Origin of the sequence: Cupriavidus cauae, from assembly GCF_008632125.1 — a bacterium.
In the GTDB taxonomy this organism is placed as follows: domain Bacteria; phylum Pseudomonadota; class Gammaproteobacteria; order Burkholderiales; family Burkholderiaceae; genus Cupriavidus; species Cupriavidus cauae.
Map to the genome: position 1 here is coordinate 99,062 of NZ_VWRN01000015.1, position 19,024 is coordinate 118,085.

The 19,024-nt window shown below is 67.1% G+C and carries 16 protein-coding genes; 10 read left to right on the top strand and 6 right to left on the bottom strand.

Annotated elements, in window-relative coordinates:
- Window positions 1-159: 159 nt before the first annotated feature.
- The gene (locus F1599_RS03935) at window positions 160-1,485 is read right to left on the bottom strand and encodes an MFS transporter (RefSeq protein WP_149319578.1); all 1,326 of its coding nucleotides are present in this window, start codon (window positions 1,483-1,485) and stop codon (window positions 160-162) included.
- A 201-nt stretch (window positions 1,486-1,686) separates the two neighbouring features.
- Between F1599_RS03935 and cyoA the strand changes: the two genes are divergently transcribed.
- The 10 genes from cyoA to F1599_RS03985 all read left to right on the top strand — a co-directional run bounded on the left by cyoA (window position 1,687) and on the right by F1599_RS03985 (window position 12,716).
- Entirely contained in the window at window positions 1,687-2,844 is a 1,158-nt protein-coding gene (gene cyoA, locus F1599_RS03940) for a ubiquinol oxidase subunit II (protein ID WP_149319628.1), read from the top strand.
- Window positions 2,837-4,840, top strand: a complete 2,004-nt coding sequence (cyoB, locus tag F1599_RS03945; protein WP_150082253.1) for a cytochrome o ubiquinol oxidase subunit I — start codon at window positions 2,837-2,839, stop codon at window positions 4,838-4,840. Before cyoA ends, cyoB begins: the two co-directional genes overlap by 8 nt.
- Window positions 4,833-5,489 (top strand): cytochrome o ubiquinol oxidase subunit III, encoded by a 657-nt coding sequence (gene cyoC / locus F1599_RS03950; RefSeq protein ID WP_223819448.1) that lies wholly within the window; start codon window positions 4,833-4,835, stop codon window positions 5,487-5,489. The genes cyoB and cyoC overlap by 8 nt, the downstream gene beginning before the upstream one ends.
- Complete coding sequence (cyoD, locus tag F1599_RS03955; RefSeq protein ID WP_149319580.1) at window positions 5,486-5,926, top strand: cytochrome o ubiquinol oxidase subunit IV; 441 nt, start codon at window positions 5,486-5,488, stop codon at window positions 5,924-5,926. The genes cyoC and cyoD overlap by 4 nt, the downstream gene beginning before the upstream one ends.
- A complete protein-coding gene (locus F1599_RS03960) occupies window positions 5,923-6,720 on the top strand; it encodes an SURF1 family protein (protein ID WP_395894760.1) in 798 nt (265 codons plus the stop codon). The genes cyoD and F1599_RS03960 overlap by 4 nt, the downstream gene beginning before the upstream one ends.
- A 152-nt stretch (window positions 6,721-6,872) precedes the next feature.
- Window positions 6,873-8,249: an ATP-binding protein gene (locus F1599_RS03965; RefSeq protein ID WP_150082254.1), complete on the top strand. Its 1,377-nt coding sequence runs from the start codon at window positions 6,873-6,875 to the stop codon at window positions 8,247-8,249.
- Window positions 8,250-8,325: 76 nt separating this feature from the next.
- Complete coding sequence (locus tag F1599_RS03970; protein WP_150082283.1) at window positions 8,326-8,841, top strand: response regulator transcription factor; 516 nt, start codon at window positions 8,326-8,328, stop codon at window positions 8,839-8,841.
- Between the two features lie 269 nt (window positions 8,842-9,110).
- On the top strand, window positions 9,111-9,608 hold the full coding sequence (locus F1599_RS03975) for a VOC family protein (protein WP_149319582.1): 498 nt from the start codon (window positions 9,111-9,113) through the stop codon (window positions 9,606-9,608).
- A 238-nt stretch (window positions 9,609-9,846) separates the two neighbouring features.
- Window positions 9,847-11,409 (top strand): class I adenylate-forming enzyme family protein, encoded by a 1,563-nt coding sequence (locus F1599_RS03980; protein ID WP_190286295.1) that lies wholly within the window; start codon window positions 9,847-9,849, stop codon window positions 11,407-11,409.
- A 68-nt stretch (window positions 11,410-11,477) separates the two neighbouring features.
- Window positions 11,478-12,716 carry a TetR/AcrR family transcriptional regulator gene (locus F1599_RS03985; RefSeq protein ID WP_150082255.1) on the top strand — a complete coding sequence of 413 codons (1,239 nt, stop codon included), beginning with the start codon at window positions 11,478-11,480 and terminating at the stop codon, window positions 12,714-12,716.
- Window positions 12,717-12,782: 66 nt separating this feature from the next.
- Here F1599_RS03985 and F1599_RS03990 read toward each other — a convergent pair whose 3' ends face one another.
- From F1599_RS03990 to F1599_RS04010, 5 genes are all read right to left on the bottom strand, one after another.
- On the bottom strand, window positions 12,783-13,868 hold the full coding sequence (locus F1599_RS03990) for an ABC transporter ATP-binding protein (protein WP_283949978.1): 1,086 nt from the start codon (window positions 13,866-13,868) through the stop codon (window positions 12,783-12,785).
- Window positions 13,865-14,854 (bottom strand): ABC transporter ATP-binding protein, encoded by a 990-nt coding sequence (locus F1599_RS03995; protein ID WP_149319584.1) that lies wholly within the window; start codon window positions 14,852-14,854, stop codon window positions 13,865-13,867. Before F1599_RS03995 ends, F1599_RS03990 begins: the two co-directional genes overlap by 4 nt.
- Before the next feature lie 82 nt (window positions 14,855-14,936).
- A complete protein-coding gene (locus F1599_RS04000) occupies window positions 14,937-16,664 on the bottom strand; it encodes an ABC transporter substrate-binding protein (RefSeq protein WP_149319585.1) in 1,728 nt (575 codons plus the stop codon).
- Window positions 16,665-16,786: 122 nt separating this feature from the next.
- A complete protein-coding gene (locus tag F1599_RS04005) occupies window positions 16,787-17,620 on the bottom strand; it encodes an ABC transporter permease (RefSeq protein WP_187829282.1) in 834 nt (277 codons plus the stop codon).
- Between the two features lie 152 nt (window positions 17,621-17,772).
- On the bottom strand, window positions 17,773-18,729 hold the full coding sequence (locus F1599_RS04010) for an ABC transporter permease (protein WP_149319586.1): 957 nt from the start codon (window positions 18,727-18,729) through the stop codon (window positions 17,773-17,775).
- Window positions 18,730-19,024: the final 295 nt, after the last annotated feature.

Genomic DNA, 19,024 nt, shown 5'->3' on the forward strand with positions numbered 1-19,024 from the left:
TAGCGGCGGTCGAGCGCGCAGTCGAGCGGAGGGTGGAGCGGACGGTCGCGCAGGCGATCAAGCGGACCGCGCCGCCCCGTCACTGCGCTCCGGCCACGACCGGCTGAGACGGATGGGCGCGGCGGCCGGAGCCGCCGCGCCGGTCTCGGTGGCCGAGGCTCAGTCGCGCGTTTCGAGCGCGCGGTTGATGCGCAGCGCCAGCATCGTGCACGCGACGCCGGACAGCAGGTAGATGCTGACCGCGACCAGGCCGAACTTGACCGACAGGCCGAGCGCGACCAGCGGGGCAAACGCGGCGCCGAACAGCCAGGCGAAATCCGAGGTCAGCGCCGCGCCGGTATAGCGGAAGCGCCGTTCGAAGTTCGAGGTCACGGTGCCGGACGCCTGGCCATACGACAGGCCGAGCAGCAGGAAGCCGATCAGGATGAACAGGTCCTGCGCCGCCTCGCCGCCGCCGAGCAGCATCGGCGTGAACAGGCTGAACACGCCGATCAGCGTCGCCAGCAGGCCCAGCGTGGTGCGCCGGCCGATGCGGTCGGCGATCCAGCCCGACAGGATGGTGCCGACGATGCCGACCAGCGCGCCGGCGATCTGCACCTTCAGCACGCTGTTGACACTTTGCGTCGCCTGCAGCGCCAGCCAGGACAGCGGGAACACCGTCACCAGGTGGAACAGCGCGTAGCTGGCCAGCGCGGCGAAGGCGCCGATGAAGATGTTGTAGCCCTGGCCGCGCACCATCTCACGGGTGCTGATCGGCTCGAGCTCGCCTTCCTCCAGCAGCCGGGTGTATTCCTCGGTCACCACCAGGCGCAGCCGGGCGAACAGCGCGACCACGTTGATGGCGAAGGCCACGTAGAACGGATAGCGCCAGCCCCACTCGAGGAAGTCGTCCGCCGCCAGGTTGGCGTGCAGGTACAGGAACAGCCCGCTGGCGACCAGGAAGCCGATCGGCGCGCCCAGCTGGCCCAGCATCGCGTACCAGCCGCGTCGATCGGGCGGCGCGTTCAGCGCCAGCAGCGACGGCAGGCCGTCCCACGAGCCGCCGAAGGCCACGCCCTGCAGGAAGCGGAACACCGCCAGCATCACGATCGCGTTCTCGCCCAGCGAGGCATAGCCGGGCAGGAAGGCGATGCCGACGGTCGAACAGCCCAGCAGGAACAGCGCGGCGGTCAGCTTGACGCCGCGGCCCCAGCGCCGCTGGATCGCCATGAACAGCGCGGTGCCCAGCGGGCGCCCGAAAAAGGCGATCGCAAAGATGGTGAAGGCGTAGAGCGTCCCTTCCAGCCGCCCAACGAACGGGAAGAACACCGACGGGAAGACCAGCACCGAGGCGATGCCGTAGACGAAGAAGTCGAAGTACTCGGAGGCCCGGCCAATGACGACGCCGGTGGCGATCTCGCCCGGCGCGACCGGCGAATGCGATCGGTCGTCGCTGGCGGGAAGTGAAGGGAAAGGCGCTTGCGAATCGTGCGTGATACTCGACATGCTTCCTCGCTAAATCAGATAGCGCTACGCCGGACGGACGCGCCCGCCAGGCGCCGCGACCATTGGGACAAAATGTCCAATTCTCCGCGCTTGCCGAATAGAGTACATTTCGCTCCGGTTGTAACAGCTGCGTCCGTCGCACCCGAAGCATTCGTAGTACCAGTCTCCCCCAAGACGGCTACGCTATTTCCTCTGCCGGCAATGCCCCTCATTAATACCATTCGCGGGTTGATTTTGCTGCCCGCCATTACCCTATTGACAGGTTGTAATGCTGTGTTGTTGTCTCCTTCGGGTGACATTGCGGTACAGCAACGTAACCTAATATACATCTCCACGGCGCTGATGCTGCTGATCATCGTCCCGGTGATCGCGCTGACGCTGTTCTTCGCCTGGCGGTATCGGGCGTCGAACAAGGACGCCCCCTACTCGCCCGACTGGGACCATTCCACGGTGCTGGAACTGGTGATCTGGTCGGCGCCGCTGCTGATCATCATCGCGCTGGGCGCGATCACCTGGGTCAGCACCCATGCGCTGGACCCGTACCGGCCGCTGGAGCGGATCGACGCCAAGCGTTCGCTGCCGACCAACGTCAAGCCATTGACGGTGGAAGTCGTGGCGCTGGACTGGAAGTGGCTGTTCTTCTATCCGGAGCACGGCATCGCCACCGTCAATGAAATGGCGGCGCCGGTCGACCGTCCGATCCAGTTCAAGATCACCGCCTCGACCGTCATGAACTCGTTCTTCGTGCCGGCGCTGGCAGGGCAGATCTACGCGATGCCGGGCATGGAGACCAAGCTGCATGCGGTCATCAACAAGCCTGGCGAATACGAGGGCCTGTCGGCCAACTACAGCGGCGCGGGCTTCTCCGGCATGCGCTTCAGGTTCCACGGCCTGGACGAGCAGGGCTTCGAGCAGTGGATCGCCAAGGCCAAGGCCAGCGGCCAGACCCTGACCCGCGAGGACTACCTGAAGCTGGAGCAGCCGAGCGAACGCGAGCCGGTGCGCTACTACGCCAGCGTCGACAAGGGCCTGTACGACAAGATCCTGAACCGCTGCGTCGAAGCGAACCGGATGTGCATGAACGAAATGATGGCGATCGACGAGCAGGGCGGCCAGGGCAAGCCCGGCGCCTTCAACGTCGCCACGCTCGACCCCGCCACGCGCGCGCGCCTTGGCCTGCAGGATGCGCCGGTGCGCAGCTATGTCGGCGGCATGTGCACGGTCGCCGATCCGGACGGCTCCGGTGCCTTCGGCCCGGCGGCGTCCACCTTTGCGCCGGCCGGCGAATCCGCCGCCGTGACGCTTCCCCAGCTACCCCTCACACAACGCGCTGTAGCCGGCGTTGACCAGCATGCTTGACAGTTTCGACCTCACCAAGCTCATTTTCGGCCGTCTCTCCTGGGAGGCGATTCCGCTGCACGAGCCCATCCTGATCGCCACCTTCGCGGCGGTCGTGCTCGGCGGGCTGACGCTCGTCGGCGCGCTGACCTATTTCCGCGCCTGGGGCTACCTGTGGCACGAGTGGTTCACCAGCATCGATCACAAGAAGATCGGCATCATGTACATGGTGCTCGGCCTCGTGATGCTGCTGCGCGGCTTTGCCGACGCGATCATGATGCGTCTGCAGCAGGCGATCGCCTTCGGCGACAACATGGGCTACCTGCCACCGCATCACTACGACCAGATCTTCACCGCCCACGGCGTGATCATGATCTTCTTCGTCGCGATGCCGCTGGTCACGGGCCTGATGAACTACGTGGTGCCGCTGCAGATCGGCGCGCGCGACGTGGCCTTCCCGTTCCTGAACAACTTCAGCTTCTGGATGACCACCGCCGGCGCCGTGCTGGTGATGGTGTCGCTGTTCGTCGGCGAATTCGCCAAGACGGGCTGGCTGGCCTATCCGCCGCTGTCGGGCATCCTGCAGAGTCCGGACGTGGGGGTGGATTACTACATCTGGGCCTTGCAGATAGCGGGCATCGGTACCTTGCTGTCAGGCGTCAACCTGCTGGTGACCATCGTCAAGATGCGCGCCCCGGGCATGAGCATGATGAAGATGCCGGTCTTCACTTGGACCTCGCTGTGCACCAACGTGCTGATCGTCGCCGCCTTCCCGGTGCTGACGGCCGTGCTCGCGCTGCTGTCGCTGGACCGCTACGTCGGCACCAACTTCTTCACGAACGACTTCGGCGGCAACCCGATGATGTACGTGAACCTGATCTGGATCTGGGGCCACCCCGAGGTGTACATCCTGATCCTGCCGGCGTTCGGCATCTTCTCGGAAGTGGTGTCGACCTTCTGCCGCAAGCGCCTGTTCGGCTATGCGTCGATGGTCTACGCGACGGTCGTGATCACGGTGCTGTCGTACCTGGTCTGGCTGCACCACTTCTTCACGATGGGTTCGGGTGCCAGCGTCAACTCGTTCTTCGGCATCACGACGATGATCATCTCGATCCCGACCGGTGCGAAGATCTTCAACTGGCTGTTCACGATGTACCGCGGCCGCATCCGCTTCGAAGTGCCGATGCTGTGGACCGTGGGCTTCATGGTCACCTTCGTGATCGGTGGCATGACCGGCGTGCTGCTCGCCGTGCCGCCCGCCGACTTCGTGCTGCATAACAGCCTGTTCCTGATCGCCCACTTCCACAACGTGATCATCGGTGGCGTGCTGTTCGGCCTGTTCGCCGGCATCAACTACTGGTTCCCGAAGGCGTTCGGCTTCAAGCTCGACGATTTCTGGGGCAAGGTCTCGTTCTGGTTCTGGCTGGTCGGCTTCTATGCCGCGTTCATGCCGCTGTACGTGCTGGGCCTGATGGGCGTGACCCGCCGCGTCAGCCACTTCACCGATCCGTCGCTGCAGATCTGGTTCCAGGTCGCCGCCGTCGGTGCGTTCCTGATCGCGATCGGCATCGCCGCCTTCGTGATCCAGCTGGTGGTCAGCTTCAAGCGCCGTGCCCAGCTGCGCGACGTGACCGGCGATCCGTGGGATGGCCGCACGCTGGAATGGTCGACCTCGTCGCCGCCGCCCGCGTACAACTTCGCGTTCACGCCCGTGGTGCACGACAACGACGCCTGGTGGCAGATGAAGGACCGCGGCTACGAGCGTCCGCAGAAGGGCTTCCTGCCGATCCACATGCCGAAGAACACCGGTGCGGGCATCATCCTCGCCGGCCTGTCGACGGTGCTGGGCTTTGCGCTGATCTGGCATATGTGGCTGCCGGCCGCCGTCGCGTTCGTCGCCCTGCTGGCGGTCGCGATCGGCCACACCTTCAACTACCAGCGTGATTACTACATCCCGGCGGAGCACGTCGTCCGCACCGAGGAAGAACGCACCCGCCTGCTTGCACAACATGCTTGACACCATCGCAACCCAACCGGCCGGCGCCAGCGGCGCGCCGGTCCGCGGCGGCTCCAACGAGCTGCGCTTCTACCTGCCGACCGAGCATCACCCGCAGAACGGGACGATGCTGGGCTTCTGGCTGTACCTGATGAGCGACTGCCTCATCTTCGCCTGCCTGTTCGCCGTGCACGGCGTGCTGGGCCGCAGCTATGCGGCCGGCCCGTCGGGCGCCGACCTGTTCGACCTGCCGCTGGTGGCGCTGAACACGTCGATGCTGCTGCTGTCGTCGATCACCTACGGCTTCGCGATGCTGGAGATGCAGCGCAACAAGCTCAAGGGCACGAAGGTGTGGCTGGCCATCACCGGCCTGCTGGGCGCGGCCTTCGTCGGCCTGGAACTGTACGAGTTCTCGCACCTGATCCACGAAGGCGCGGTGCCGCAGCGCAGCGCGTTCCTGTCCTCGTTCTTCACGCTGGTCGGCACCCATGGCCTGCACGTGACCTTCGGCATCATCTGGCTGATCACGCTGATGTTCCAGCTGAACAAGCACGGCCTGATCGCGGCCAACAAGCGCCGCCTGATGTGCCTGTCGCTGTTCTGGCACTTTCTGGATGTGGTCTGGATCGGCGTGTTTACCTTCGTCTATCTGATGGGAGTGATGGTATGAGCGCCCACGACTATTCGTTCTCGAACCTGGCCGACCAGGGCGGCCACGGCCATCACGGCGATCACGGCCATGGCCACGACGATCACCACGATCACGACGACGGCGCCGCGCATGGCACCCTGAAGAGCTATGTGATCGGCTTCGTGCTGTCGGTGATCCTGACGGCGATCCCGTTCTGGCTGGTGATGGGCAAGGTCATCGACAACCAGAACACCACCGCGCTGGTGATTCTCGGCTTCGCCGCCGTGCAGATCGTGGTCCACATGATCTACTTCCTGCACATGAACACCAAGTCGGAAGGTGGCTGGAACATGCTGGCGCTGATCTTCACGATCGTGCTGGTCGTCATCACGCTGGCCGGCTCGCTCTGGGTCATGTATCACATGAACACGAATATGATGCCGGTGATGACGCACGACATGAAATCGATGCCTTGACCACGCCTCGTTCCGCAAACCACAGCCCGGATCGCAAGCCCGTTCCCCGCAGCCCGGCCGCCCTCGCGGTCCTGGCGCTGCTGGCGGTACTGGCTTTCGCCGGGCTGTTTGCATTGGGCACCTGGCAGGTCGAGCGCCGCGCCTGGAAGCTCGACCTGATCGAACGCGTCGAGTCGCGCGTGCATGCGCCGCCGGTGGATGCGCCGGCGCCCGAGCGCTGGCCGCTGGTCAGCGCCGCGGCCGACGAATACCGGCATGTGCGCGTGACCGGCACCTTCCTGCACGATCGCGAGACGCTGGTGCAGGCCACCACCGCGTTCGGCGGCGGCTTCTGGGTGATGACGCCGATGCGCATGCGCGACGGCACCGTCGTGCTGATCAACCGCGGCTTCGTGCCGCCCGAATTCCGCTCGCGCGAGAGCCGCGCCAAGGACGAGCCGTCCGGCGAGACCACGGTCACTGGCCTGCTGCGCATCAGCCAGACCGGCGGCGGCTTCCTGCGCCGCAACGACCCCGCCGCCGATCGGTGGTATTCGCGCGATGTGCAGGCCATTGCCGCCGCGCGCGGGCTCGAACGGGTCGCGCCTTACTTCATCGATGCCGACGCCGGCCCGCAGGAGGCGTTCGGCGCGTCGGGCGCGCCGCGCCGCTGGCCGGTCGGCGGGCTGACCGTGGTGACCTTCCACAACAGCCATCTGGTCTACGCGCTGACCTGGTACGGGCTGGCGCTGATGGTGCTGGGCGCCGCCTGGTACGTCGGCCGCGAGGAACTTCGGCTGCGCCGCGGCCGATGAGGGACAATGCGGGGCATGCCGGTCCGCCGGGCTTGCCCCGCACGTCCGGCACGTCCGGCACGTCCGGCATGTCTGGCATGTACGGCATGCCACGGCCCGCGCCGCGGCGGCTCGCTTCGAGCCCCGGCGCCATCCTGCTTCGACCCTGATTGATGCCTCTTTCCACCGATTCCCCTCCGAAGCCCGCGGGCGCCGCGCTGTCCGCCGCCAAGGGCGCCCCGGCCCCCGAGCGGCGGGGCGAGCGCGCGCTCGACGCGACCGCCCGCAAGAACATGGAGCAGCTGATCGAGCTGCGCTGGATCGCGGTGCTCGGCCAGGTCGCCACCATCAGCGTGGTGCATTTCGGCCTCGACGTGCCGCTGCCGGTCAACCAGATGCTGGCGGTGCTGCTCGGCCTGATCGCCTTCAACGCGCTGAGCCTGCTGCGGCTGCGCTTCGTCGCCGAGGTCTCGCAGACGCAGCTGTTCGTCTCGCTGCTGGTCGATATCGGCATGCTGACCGCGCTGCTGTACCTGAGCGGCGGCGCCTCCAATCCCTTTGTCTTCCTCTACCTGCTGCAGGTGATCCTCGGCGCGGTGCTGCTGCAGGCGTGGTCGATCTGGGTGATCGTGGTGGTCACCGCCTCGTGCTTCGCGGGCCTGGCGCTGGTCGGCAAGCCGCTGGCGCTGCCGCCGGATCACGAGCAGGGGCTCGCCAGCCTCTATATCCAGGGCATGCTGATCTGCTTCGTGCTGAACGCGGCCCTGCTGGTGGTCTTCATCACGCGGATCATGCGCAATCTGCGCGCCCGCGACGAGCATCTGGCCGACCTGCGCCAGCGCGCCGCCGAGGAAGAACATATCGTCCGCATGGGCCTGCTGGCCTCCGGCGCCGCGCATGAACTCGGCACGCCGCTGGCCACGCTGGCGGTGATCCTGTCCGACTGGCGCCGCATGGAACCGTTCTCGAAGGACCCGGAACTGCTGCAGGAACTCGGCGAGATGCAGACCCAGGTGCAGCGCTGCAAGTCCATCGTCAGCGGCATCCTGCTGTCGGCGGGCGAGGCGCGCGGCGAGGCGCTGACCGAAACCACGGTGCGCCGCTTCGTCGACGATCTGGTCGCCGAATGGCGCGCGACGCGGCCGGTCGGCGAGTTCTCCTACGAATACCGCTTCGGCCAGGACCTGCCGATCCTGTCGGACTCGGCCATCAAGCAGATGGTCTGCAACGTGCTCGACAACGCGCTGGAGGCCTCGCCGCGCTGGGTCGGCTTCGACGTGCGGCGCGAGGATGATACGCTGGTGCTGTCGGTGCTCGACGAAGGCCCCGGCTTCGCGCCGCAGATGCTCGAGCGGCTGGGCAAGCCCTATCAGTCGAGCAAGGGCCGGCCGGGCGGCGGACTGGGGCTGTTCCTGGTCGTCAATGTCGCCCGCACGCTGGGCGGCAGCGTGGCCGCGCACAACCGTCCGCAAGGCGGCGCGATGGTGACGATGAAGCTGCCGCTGGCGGCAATCACGCTGGAAGAGGAGGCCGAAGATGCAGCCCAATGATCCCGAGCGCGACGCCGCTGCGGCCGATCAATCGACCCAGACGACCCAGCCGCAGGCCGAGGCCGGTCGCGTGCTGATGATCGTCGAGGACGACGCGGCCTTCGCCCGCACGTTGCGCCGCTCGTTCGAGCGGCGCGGCTATCAGGTCCTGCATGCGACCAGCCTCGAAGGGATGAAGGAACTGCTGAAGGAGCATTCGCCGGGCTATGCGGTGGTGGACCTGAAGCTCAAGGGCGAGGCCTCGGGCCTGGCCTGCGTGCAGGCGCTGCATGCGCACGATGCGGACATGCTGATCGTGGTGCTGACCGGCTACGCCAGCATTGCCACCGCGGTCGAGGCGGTCAAGCTCGGCGCCTGCCACTATCTGGCCAAGCCGTCGACCACCGACGACATCGAGGCCGCCTTCGAGCGCGCCACCGGCGATGTGGACGTCGAGGTCACCGGCCGTCCCACCTCGATCAAGACGCTCGAGTGGGAGCACATCCACGAGACGCTGGCCGCCACCGGCTTCAATATCTCCGAGGCGGCGCGCCGGCTCGGCATGCACCGCCGCACGCTGGCGCGCAAGCTGGAGAAGCAGCGGATCAAGTAGGGCCGGGCGGCGGGCATCCCCCGTCGTACGTCTGCCGCCGTACGTCTCCCGGGCGGACGTCTCCCGGCGGACATCTCCGGGCGAACATCTCCGGGCGAACATCTCCGGGTGGACACCTCCGGGCGGACACCTCCAGGCGGACACCTCCAGGCGGACACCTCCAGGCGGACATCTTCCGTCCGGCGTCTCCGATCGGCGGAAATGGGTATAGGCTAATTCGTGCCGATGTCGGGCCCGATGCCGGCGCCCATTTCTCCAGGAGACGCGAAATGACCAGCAAGAACACCATCTGTCTGTGGTACGACGGCGACGCGCTCGACGCCGCCAACTTCTATGCCCAGACCTTTCCCGACAGCGCTGTCGGCGCCGTCCACCGTGCGCCGGGCGACTATCCCGACGGCAAGGAGGGCAATGTCCTGATGGTCGAGTTCACCGTGATCGGCATCCCTTGCCTCGGGCTGAACGGCGGCCCGCATTTCAAGCACAACGAATCCTTCTCCTTCCTGGTCAGGACCGAGGACCAGGCCGAGACCGACCGCCTGTGGAACGCGATCGTCTCGAATGGCGGCCAGGAAAGCGAATGCGGCTGGTGCAAGGACCGCTGGGGCCTGTCGTGGCAGATCACCCCGCGGGCGCTGCTCGATGCGGTGACGAGTTCCGATCGCGCGGCGGCCAAGCGCGCCTTCGACGCGATGATGACGATGAAGAAGATCGACATCGCCACGATCGAGGCGGCACGGCGGGGGCAGGCCGCGTCGTCGAGTTGAGCAAGCCGATCGAGCGATCGAGCCAATCGAGCCGATCGAGGTGGTCCATACCCCGATTCGTTGTTACGGTATGGGCCCGTATACTCGTGGAACCGATAACTGCACGGGATAGATGTAGCGCTTACAATGAGCGCTGACCGAATTAGAAAAAGAGGTCGGCCAGATTCGCGTGCCTTGCGTGGATGCGCCTCGCCATGGCGCATGCATCGGGCCGGCCCCATCACGGAGACTTCCCGCCATGCAGATCGCGTCCCTGCTGGACCAGCCGCTCGGCAATCTCGCCGACTGCGTCCGTGCCCACGCCAACGCCCGTCCCGCGCATCCCGCCGTCATCGACGATCGCGCCAGCCTGTCGTATCGCGAGTTCGACGAACTGGTCGACCGCGTCGCGGCGGCCCTGCAGCGCGATGGCCTGCAGCCGGGCGATGCGCTGGCGATCTGCGCCGCCGCGTCGATCGAGTACGCGGCGGTGTTCCTGGGCGGGCTGCGCGCCGGCGTGGCGATCGCACCGCTGGCACCGTCGTCGACCCCGCAGGCACTGGCCGGCATGATCGCCGATTCGGATGCGAGGCTGCTGTTCGTCGACGCGCCGGTGCTCGACGCCCTGCAGGGCGCCGGCATCGAAGCCACGGTGCCGCGCATCGGACTGGGCGGCGCGCAGACCGGCAAGGCCTTCGCCGACTGGCTGGCGCCGGCCGGCAGCCGGCCGCGCGAGACGCCGCTGCGCGAGGGGCAGGTCTTCAACATCATCTATTCGTCCGGCACCACGGGCGCGCCCAAGGGCATCGTGCACGACCACGCGCTGCGCTGGAACCAGATCCGCCGCACGCACGAGAGCGGCGGCTACGGGCCCGACGCGGTGACGCTGATCGCCACGCCGCTGTATTCGAACACCACGCTGGTCAGCTTCATTCCGACGCTGGCGCTCGGCGGCACCGTGGTGCTGATGCCGAAGTTCGATGCGCAACGCTATCTCGAACTGGCCGAGCGGCACCGCGTCACGCACGCGATGCTGGTCCCGGTGCAATACCAGCGGCTGCTGGCCAGGGAGGATTTCGATCGCTACGACCTGTCGTCGTTCCGGATGAAGTTCTCGACCAGCGCCCCGCTCGGCGCGGCGCTGAAGGCCGACATTCTGCGCCGCTGGCCGGGTGGACTGGTCGAGTACTACGGCATGACCGAAGGCGGCGGCAGCTGCGTGCTGGCCGCCCACGAGTTTCCGGACAAGCTCCATACCGTCGGCAAGCCGATGGAAGGGCACGACATCCGGCTGATCGACGACGACGGCAACGAGGTGCCGGTCGGCCAGATCGGCGAGGTGGTGGGGCATTCGAACACCATCATGGCGGGCTATCACAAGCAGCCCGACAAGACCGCCGCCGCGGAGTGGTATGACGCCACCGGCAAGCGCTTTATCCGCACGGGCGACGTCGGCCGCTTCGACGAGGACGGCTTCCTGACGCTGATGGACCGCAAGAAGGACATGATCATCAGCGGCGGCTTCAACATCTATCCGAGCGACCTCGAGGCGGTGCTGCAGCAGCATGCGGACGTGGTCGAATGCGCGGTGGTCGGCGTGCCTTCGCAAAGCTGGGGCGAGACGCCGGTGGCCTTCGTGGTGTTGCGCCAGGGCGCGGCAGTCGATGCCGAGGCGCTGCGCGAATGGGTCAATGCGCAGGTCGGCAAGACCCAGCGGCTCGCCGCGCTGGAGCTGTGCGCGCAGCTGCCGCGTAGCGCGATCGGCAAGGTGCTCAAGCGCGAACTGCGGGATGGGTTTCGTGGGGGCAAGGCGATGGCATGAGGCGTCAGGGTGGCCGCCACCCGCCCGCTATAATCCGCCGACCGATCGACTGCCCAACGCTCCCCTCCATGCTCAAGGACCCTGTCGAAGCCCGCCCGACGCGCCGCTATGTCGAGAAGCGCGAGACCATTCTCGATGCGGCCGCGATGCGCTTCAATCGCAAGGGCGTGCGCGGCACCACGCTGTCGGATGTCGCGCAGGACGTGGGCCTGAGCACGAACAGCATCACCTACTACTACCGCAAGAAGGAAGACCTGGTGGTCGCCTGCCTGTTGCGGACCATCGACGAGATGGTCGGCATCGCGGCGCAGGCGAGCGAGCTGCCCACGCCGGGCGAGCGGGTGGCGGGCTTCATCCGCTTGTTCTTCGCGCGGCTCGCGCTGACGGCCACCGGAGAACGTCCGGAGCTGATGAGCTTCCGCGAGATCCGCACGCTGCCCGACAGCCATGCCGAGGTCGCGTTCAGCGCGTACAACGACATGTTCCGCCGCATCCGCCAACTGCTGCGCGAGCGCACGCCGGTCGACGCGGCCGAGCGCAGCGTGCTCAGCGCGCGCGCCCACCTGCTGCTGTCGCTGGCGACGGGCGCGATGGTCTGGATCGAGCGCTACGAGCCCGAGGACTATCCGAAGGTCGCCGAGTCGGTGATCGATCTGCTGCTGCACGGCATCGGCTCGCGTGCGGCGCGCTGGCAGCCGACGCTCGATACCGCCGCGCTGCTGCCTTGCCTGGACCAGCCGGAAACCACGCAGCAGGCCTTCCTGCGCGCCGCCACCGAACTGCTGAACGAGCAGGGCTACCGAGGCGCCTCGGCTGACCGCATCTCCGCCCGGCTCAATCTGACCAAGGGGTCGTTCTACCACCACAACGAGAACAAGGACGACCTGATCGGCGCCTGCTTCGATCGGATGTTCGACGTGATACGCAGCACGCAGACGCTGGTCGAGAACGGGTCGGGCACCGGCTGGGACAAGCTGTGCGCGGTCACGCGCGCGCTGGTCCACTACCAGTTCTCCAGCCAGGGGCCGCTGCTGCGGCTGACGATCTATGGCGCCTTGCCCGAGGAAATGCGCAAGGAGAAGATGCTGACGATGAACCGGCTGTCGGCACGCTTCGTGCGATTCCTGGTGCAGGGCATGCAGGATGGTTCGATCCGGCCGCTGGACCAGTCGATCGCCGCCCTGCAGATCAACGGCATGATCAACGCCGCGGTCGAGCTGCGCCGCTGGGTGCGCGATGCCTCGGCCGACAACGCGGCCGACCTGTTCGTGCGGCCGCTGCTGATGGGGATCCTGTCGCCGGCGTAGCGGCGTGGCGGTGCTGCGGAGTTCGGCGCCGCCGGCTCGGTCGACCGAGCCGACCAGCCGTCAAGATTAGTCATACAGATGGCACGCCACCATCTGCCCGTCGCCGCTGTCGCGCAGCGCCGGCTCCTGCGATTTGCAGCGCTCCATCGCCACCGGGCAACGCGTATGAAAGCGGCAGCCCGACGGCGGATGCATCGGGCTGGGCACCTCGCCCCGCAGCACGATGCGCTTGCGTTGCCGTTCCGCCTGGACATTGGCCACCGGCACCGCCGACAGCAGCGCCTGCGTGTAGGGGTGGCGCGGCTGCGCATAGAGCGCGTCGCGATCGGCGATCTCGACGATGCGGCCCAGGTACATCACCGCGATGCGGTCGCTGATATGGCGCACCACCGCCAGGTCGTGCGCAATGAACAGGTACGACAGCCCGAGCCGCCGCTGCAGGTCCATGAAGACATTGACCACCTGCGCCTGGATCGAGACGTCCAGCGCCGACACCGGCTCGTCGCAGACGATCACGCCGGGCTTGAGCGCCAGCGCACGGGCGATGCCGATGCGCTGGCGTTGCCCGCCGGAGAACTCGTGCGGATAGCGGTCCGCCATATACGGTAGCAGCCCGACCATCTCCAGCAGCTCGCCCACGCGCGCCCGCACGGCCGCGCGATCGCCGGCCATGCCATGGATCTCGAGCGGCTCGGCCACGATGTCGCGCACCTTCATGCGCGGGTTCAGCGAGCCGAACGGGTCCTGGTAGACCATCTGCACGCTGCGGCGGAAATGCTTCTCCTGCGCGCGCGTCATCCGGGCCAGATCGGTGCCGTCGTAGTCGATGTGCCCGCCGCTGGCGGCCAGCATCTTCAGGATCGCCAGGCCGGTGGTCGACTTGCCGCAGCCGCTTTCGCCGACCAGGCCCAGCGTTTCGCCCTGGCGCAGCGTGAAGGAGACACCGTCGACGGCCTTGACCGAGCCGACCTGGCGCTTGAACACCACGCCGCGCGTGACCGGGAAGTGCACCTTCAGGTCCTGCACGCGCAGGATCTCGCGGCCGATGGTGCGCGGGCTGGGCGCCGGAGCCGGGGCGGCGAGCGGCATGCCGCCGGCGTTCAAGGCGGCGTCCTTCATGGCGGGCGTGTCGAGCGCGGCGGTGGCGGTCATGGCGTCTCCTGCAGGTGGCACGCATTCAGGTGAACGGACAGGCCGCGGCCGCCGGTGGTCCGCAGCATCGGGCGCGTGACGCGGCATTGCGCCTGGGCCAGCGCGCAGCGCGGCTGGAACGCGCAGCCGGGACCGAGCGCGGTCAGGTCGGGCGGCTGGCCCTCGATCGGCACCAGCGCCTGGCTGGTATCGCCATCGAGCCGCGGCACGCAGGCCATCAGCCCGCGCGTGTACGGATGGCGCGGCTGGCGGTACAGGTCGTCGGCCGAAGCCATCTCGACCAGGCGACCGCCGTACATCACCGCGACGCGATCGGCGTAGCGCGCCACCACGCCGAGGTCGTGCGTGATCAGGATCAGCGCGGTGCCGAGCCGCTGCGCCAGGTCCTTCAGCAGATCGAGGATCTGCGCCTGCACCGTGACGTCGAGCGCGGTGGTCGGCTCGTCGGCGATGATCAGCTGCGGCTTGCAGGCCAGCGCCATCGCGATCATCGCGCGCTGCCGCATGCCGCCGGAGAACTGGTGCGGATAGGCATTGAGGCGGCTGGCCGGCTCGGGGATCTGCACCTGGCCGAGCAGCTCGGCGGCCATGCCGAGCGCGGTCTTCCACGGCAGCTTCTGATGCAGCTGGATCGGCTCGGCGATCTGCTTGCCGATCGTCAGCGCCGGATTCATCGACGACATCGGCTCCTGGAAGATCATCGCGATGCGATTGCCGCGGATCGCGCGCATCGCGTCGGCGTCGAGCTTGAGCAGGTCCTGCCCGTCGAACAGGATCTCGCCGGCGTCGATCGAGCCGGCCGGACGCGGGATCAGCCCCAGGATCGACAGCGCCGTCACGCTCTTGCCTGAGCCCGATTCGCCGACGATGGCGAGCGTCTCTCCGGGCGCCACGTCGAAGGAGACCTGATCGACCGCGGTGACCACGCCGCGATCGGTGCGAAAGCGCGTGGTCAGGTCGCGGACCTGCAGGATCGGCTGCGTCATCGCTTGCTCCTGGTGGTGCGAGGTTGGCGCCGGCATCGGGCAAAGCTGCCGGCGGCGTGTGCGGGCTTGGGCGGGTTTGGGCTCAGAAGCCCATCTTCTTCTTCATCTCCTGATCGATCCACAGCCGCGCGTAGATCGGTCCGGGCCGCACCGCGCCGGCACGCAGTTCGCCGCCGTAGTTCTTGACCCACGGCCACCAGGCCGTATAGACGTACTGCGTCGGCAGCCAGATATACGGCGCCTGCGCGACGATCTCGCGCGTCAGCGCGCGCAGCGCCTCCTGCCGCTTGCCGACGTCGCGCAGCTCGAAGGCTTCCTCGACGCGCTTGTCGAACTTCGGATCGTTCCACTGCGAGGCGTTCCACACCTGGCCGCTGACGAAGCTCTTGCGGATCGTCGTGGTCGGATTGGTGTGGCCGTTGTTCATCATGTAGCCGGGCGCGTTGGTCTTGGTCGTCATCGCCGACAGGAAGGCGCCGTACTCCATCGGCTGGATCTGGATGCGCACGCCCACCTGTTCGAGGTAGGCGGCGATCAGCGGCAGCAGCTCCATATGGTCCGGGCTGCAGGCGCACACCTGCACCTTGAAGGTGAAGCCCTTCGGATAGCCGGCCTCGGCCAGCAGCTTGCGTGCCTTGTCCGGATTGTAGGTAAACAGCTCCTTGACGTTGTCCGGCATCGCGCTGAGCGGCTCGTAGTAACCGACATAGTCGGGATGCTGCGGATAGGCGAACAGCTCGGCGTTGCCGCCGTAGTACTGCTTGACGATCTCCTGCTTGTTGATCGCCATGTTCAGCGCCCGCCGGACGCGGATATCGTTGAACGGCTTGGTGTCGACCCGCAGCGCCAGATACTGGCCCGTGTACGACAGCCAGCGCGACCACTGCAGCTGCGGCGCGCTGCGCTTGAGTTCGTCCACCGCGGTCCAGCGCAGGCCCTCCATGATGTCGAGCTTGCCGGTGCGCAGCATGGTGTTGCGCGTGGCCTCGTCCTTGATCGTGCGCAGCACCACCTTGTCGACGAAGGGCAGCTTGTAGTCCTTGTTGCCGATGCGCTCGCTGTCCCAGTACTGCGGATTCTTCGTGTAGGTGCTGGCGTTGCCCTGCACGAACTGCGTCAGCGTGAACGGGCCCGTGCCGTTGACGTTCTTCCAGTTGGCGGCGCCGGCCGTGGCCACCTCCTTGGGCATGATCCCGGAGTAGTAGCCCCAGCCGAAGCGGTAGTCCCATTCGGCGTTGAATTCCTTGAAGCGGAACACCACCGTGTGCTTGTCGCGCGCCTCGACCTTGCTCAGGTGATCGAAGTACGTCGGGATCTTCTTCGCGCTGGCCTCCTGCCGGCTGTAGCTGAACACCACATCCTCGGCGACCAGTTCGCGCTCTTCCATCACGCCGGGCTTGGCGGGGAACTTGACGCCCTTGCGCAGCTTGACCTCGAGCGTCAGCGGATCGGTCCATTTCCACGACTCGGCCAGCTCGCCGCGGATCGCGTCCTCCGGCAGCCAGGCATCGGCCTGGAAGGCGTACTTGCCGCCGTTGCGCTTGGCCTTGCTCAGGTCGGCGGCGAACAGATGCTCGTAGACCTGGCCGGTGTCGTAGTTCTGCTTCCAGTTCCAGTCGGCGAGATCCCACGACAGGGCGGAGATGGTCGGGTAGACCGAGCCGATCTCCACGGTGCCGCCGTATTTCGGCGCCTCGGCCTGCGCGATGGCGCTGCCGGCGGTCACGGCCATTCCGGCCAGCGCGACAGCCGCGGCGATGGCCGCTGCCCGTTTCGCCGTGCGGTGGACCGCCTTGTCGTTGTCGATCATCGCTGTCTCCTGTCTCTGTTCTTGTAGGGGGTGAGTCCGTGCCGTGCTGCCGGGCGCCGTGTTCACGGCTGCCGTGGCACCGGGTGCTGCAGTACCGGTTGCCGCGTTGCCGGGCACCGTCGCTACCGCGTGCCCCGCATGCGCGGATCGAGCAGGTCGCGCAGCGCGTCGCCGTAGACGTTGATCGCGTAGACGACCACGGTCAGGCAGGCGCCGGGCGCCAGCGCCAGCCACGGGCCCTGGAACATGAAGGTGCGGCCGTCGCCCGACAGCATGCCGCCCCAGGTCGGCGCCGGCGGCGGCACGCCCAGGCCGAGGAAGGACAGTCCCGACTCGGCGAGGATCGCGGTACCGACGCGGGTGGTGAACAGCACGATCACCGGCGGCAGCACGTTGGGCAGGATGTGGCGCCACAGGATGCGCGGCGTCGACGCGCCCATCGACTGCGCGGCGTGCACATACATGTTCTCGCGCACCGAGACGACCGCGCTGCGCACGATGCGCGAGCCGCCGATGCCGAGCAGCAGGCCCAGCGTCACCACGATCTGCCAGCTGCCCGGGCCGAGCACCGACACCACCACAATCAGGATCACCAGGTCCGGAAAGCTCATCCACGCATCGACGAAGCGCTGCGCCACCAGGTCGAACTTGCCGCCGAGATAGCCGGTCAGGATGCCGAGCAGTACCGATACCGCGGTGGCCAGCGTCGCGGCCGACAGGCCGATCACCACCGACAGCTGCGCGCCGTACAGGCAGCGCGACAGCATGTCGCGGCCGAGGTTGTCGGTGCCGAAGGGATGGGCCCACGACGGCGCCTGCAGGCGATGCAGCATGTTGATCTCGTTGACGCCGTAGGGCGCCAGCACATCGGCGAAGACACCGCAGAACAGGAAGATCGCGCAGATCACCGCGCCTGCCGCGCCGAGCGGCTTGTCGCGGAACAGGCGGCGCAGCAGGCCGAAGCCGGGCCAGTGGCGGGCCGTGGCGGACGCCGATATTGCCGTTGCTGCGGTTGCTGTCGCCGTTGCTCCGGAAGCCGCTGCAGTCGCCGCGGCGGCGTCGGCCGCCACCGGCGCGACAGGAGTCAGGGGAGTCGCGGAACGTGCCATCAGCGGTGCCTCACTTTCGGATCGAACAAACCGTAGCTGAGATCGACCAGCAGATTGATCAGCATCACCGCCACGCCGACCACCAGGAAAACGCCGGTGATCACCGGATAGTCGCGTTGATGCACCGCGTCGAGCAGCAGCAGGCCCATGCCGGGCAGCGCGAAGATCTGCTCGATGATGACGGCGCCGCCGATCAGCAGCGGCGCCTGCAGGCCTACCAGCGTCACCACGGGAATCAGCGCGTTGCGCAGCGCATGCCGCAGGATCACCATCCGTTCGTTCAGCCCCTTGGCCCAGGCGGTGCGGATATAGTCCTGGCGCAGCACCTCCAGCATCATCGTGCGCGTCATCCGCATCGTGATCGCCGACAGCGCCATGCCCAGCACGATCGCCGGCACCAGCATCTGCTCGATGTGCTGCAGCGGGTTTTCGCGGAACGGCACGTAGCGAACCTCGGGCGACCAGCCCCACCAGACCGAGGGAAACACCATCACCATCGTGCCCAGCCAGAAGCTCGGCACCGCCAGCATCAGGATCGAGAACGAGCGCGCCACGTAGTCGGCCGCGCTGTCCTGCCGGATCGCCGACAGCACGCCGATCGGCAGCGCCACCGACAACGCGACCACCAGCGCGATGGCGCCAAGCGACAGCGTCACCGGAATGCGCGCCATCACCATCTTCAGCACCGGCTCGCCCTGCCACAGCGACACGCCGAGATCGCCGTGCAGCACGATATTGCCGATCCAGTGCAGGTATTGCTCCCACATCGGCCGGTCGAGGCCGAGCAGCTGCATCAGTTCCTCGCGGCTGCGCACATCGGCGCTGATGTCGTTCTGGCTCAGCATCAGGTCGACCACGTCGCCCGGCACCAGCCGCACGATCGAGAACACGATGATGCTGGCGAACAGCAGCGTGGGCAGCAGCGCCAGCAGCCGGCGCATCAGGTAGGCGCTCATGGACGCCTCGCGTGACGAGGGGCGCGGCTGGCCGCGCGCGCCGATGCCGGCGGGGATACCGGCAACACGATTTCTGCTGATGCTCCGGCCATGCTGTCTCCTGTTTCCGTCCACAGGTCATTGCCTGTGGCGGTATTTCGGCACGCGGAATGCAGTTTTTGTGCGGGACGATACAGCGACCGGCTTTGCGCCAATCGCGATCCCAGCATACTCATCGTTCGAAGCGATGACAACCCGGAAGCGCCCCCGGCGCTCTAGTGAATTTCCCGGGGGCGGGCCGCGGCGCGGCCTCTGC

What these genes read in the sequence shown, in the direction of transcription:
- cyoA (WP_149319628.1), top strand. Translation starts at nt 1,687, where the DNA reads ATGCCCCTCATTAATACCATTCGCGGGTTGATTTTGCTGCCCGCCATT.
- cyoD (WP_149319580.1), top strand. Translation starts at nt 5,486, where the DNA reads ATGAGCGCCCACGACTATTCGTTCTCGAACCTGGCCGACCAGGGCGGC.
- F1599_RS03985 (WP_150082255.1), top strand. Translation starts at nt 11,478, where the DNA reads ATGCTCAAGGACCCTGTCGAAGCCCGCCCGACGCGCCGCTATGTCGAG.
- cyoB (WP_150082253.1), top strand. Translation starts at nt 2,837, where the DNA reads ATGCTTGACAGTTTCGACCTCACCAAGCTCATTTTCGGCCGTCTCTCC.
- F1599_RS04000 (WP_149319585.1), bottom strand. Translation starts at nt 16,664, where the DNA reads ATGATCGACAACGACAAGGCGGTCCACCGCACGGCGAAACGGGCAGCG.
- F1599_RS03990 (WP_283949978.1), bottom strand. Translation starts at nt 13,868, where the DNA reads ATGACCGCCACCGCCGCGCTCGACACGCCCGCCATGAAGGACGCCGCC.
- F1599_RS03975 (WP_149319582.1), top strand. Translation starts at nt 9,111, where the DNA reads ATGACCAGCAAGAACACCATCTGTCTGTGGTACGACGGCGACGCGCTC.
- F1599_RS03980 (WP_190286295.1), top strand. Translation starts at nt 9,847, where the DNA reads ATGCAGATCGCGTCCCTGCTGGACCAGCCGCTCGGCAATCTCGCCGAC.
- F1599_RS03970 (WP_150082283.1), top strand. Translation starts at nt 8,326, where the DNA reads ATGATCGTCGAGGACGACGCGGCCTTCGCCCGCACGTTGCGCCGCTCG.
- F1599_RS03935 (WP_149319578.1), bottom strand. Translation starts at nt 1,485, where the DNA reads ATGTCGAGTATCACGCACGATTCGCAAGCGCCTTTCCCTTCACTTCCC.
- cyoC (WP_223819448.1), top strand. Translation starts at nt 4,833, where the DNA reads ATGCTTGACACCATCGCAACCCAACCGGCCGGCGCCAGCGGCGCGCCG.
- F1599_RS03965 (WP_150082254.1), top strand. Translation starts at nt 6,873, where the DNA reads ATGCCTCTTTCCACCGATTCCCCTCCGAAGCCCGCGGGCGCCGCGCTG.
- F1599_RS03995 (WP_149319584.1), bottom strand. Translation starts at nt 14,854, where the DNA reads ATGACGCAGCCGATCCTGCAGGTCCGCGACCTGACCACGCGCTTTCGC.
- F1599_RS04010 (WP_149319586.1), bottom strand. Translation starts at nt 18,729, where the DNA reads ATGAGCGCCTACCTGATGCGCCGGCTGCTGGCGCTGCTGCCCACGCTG.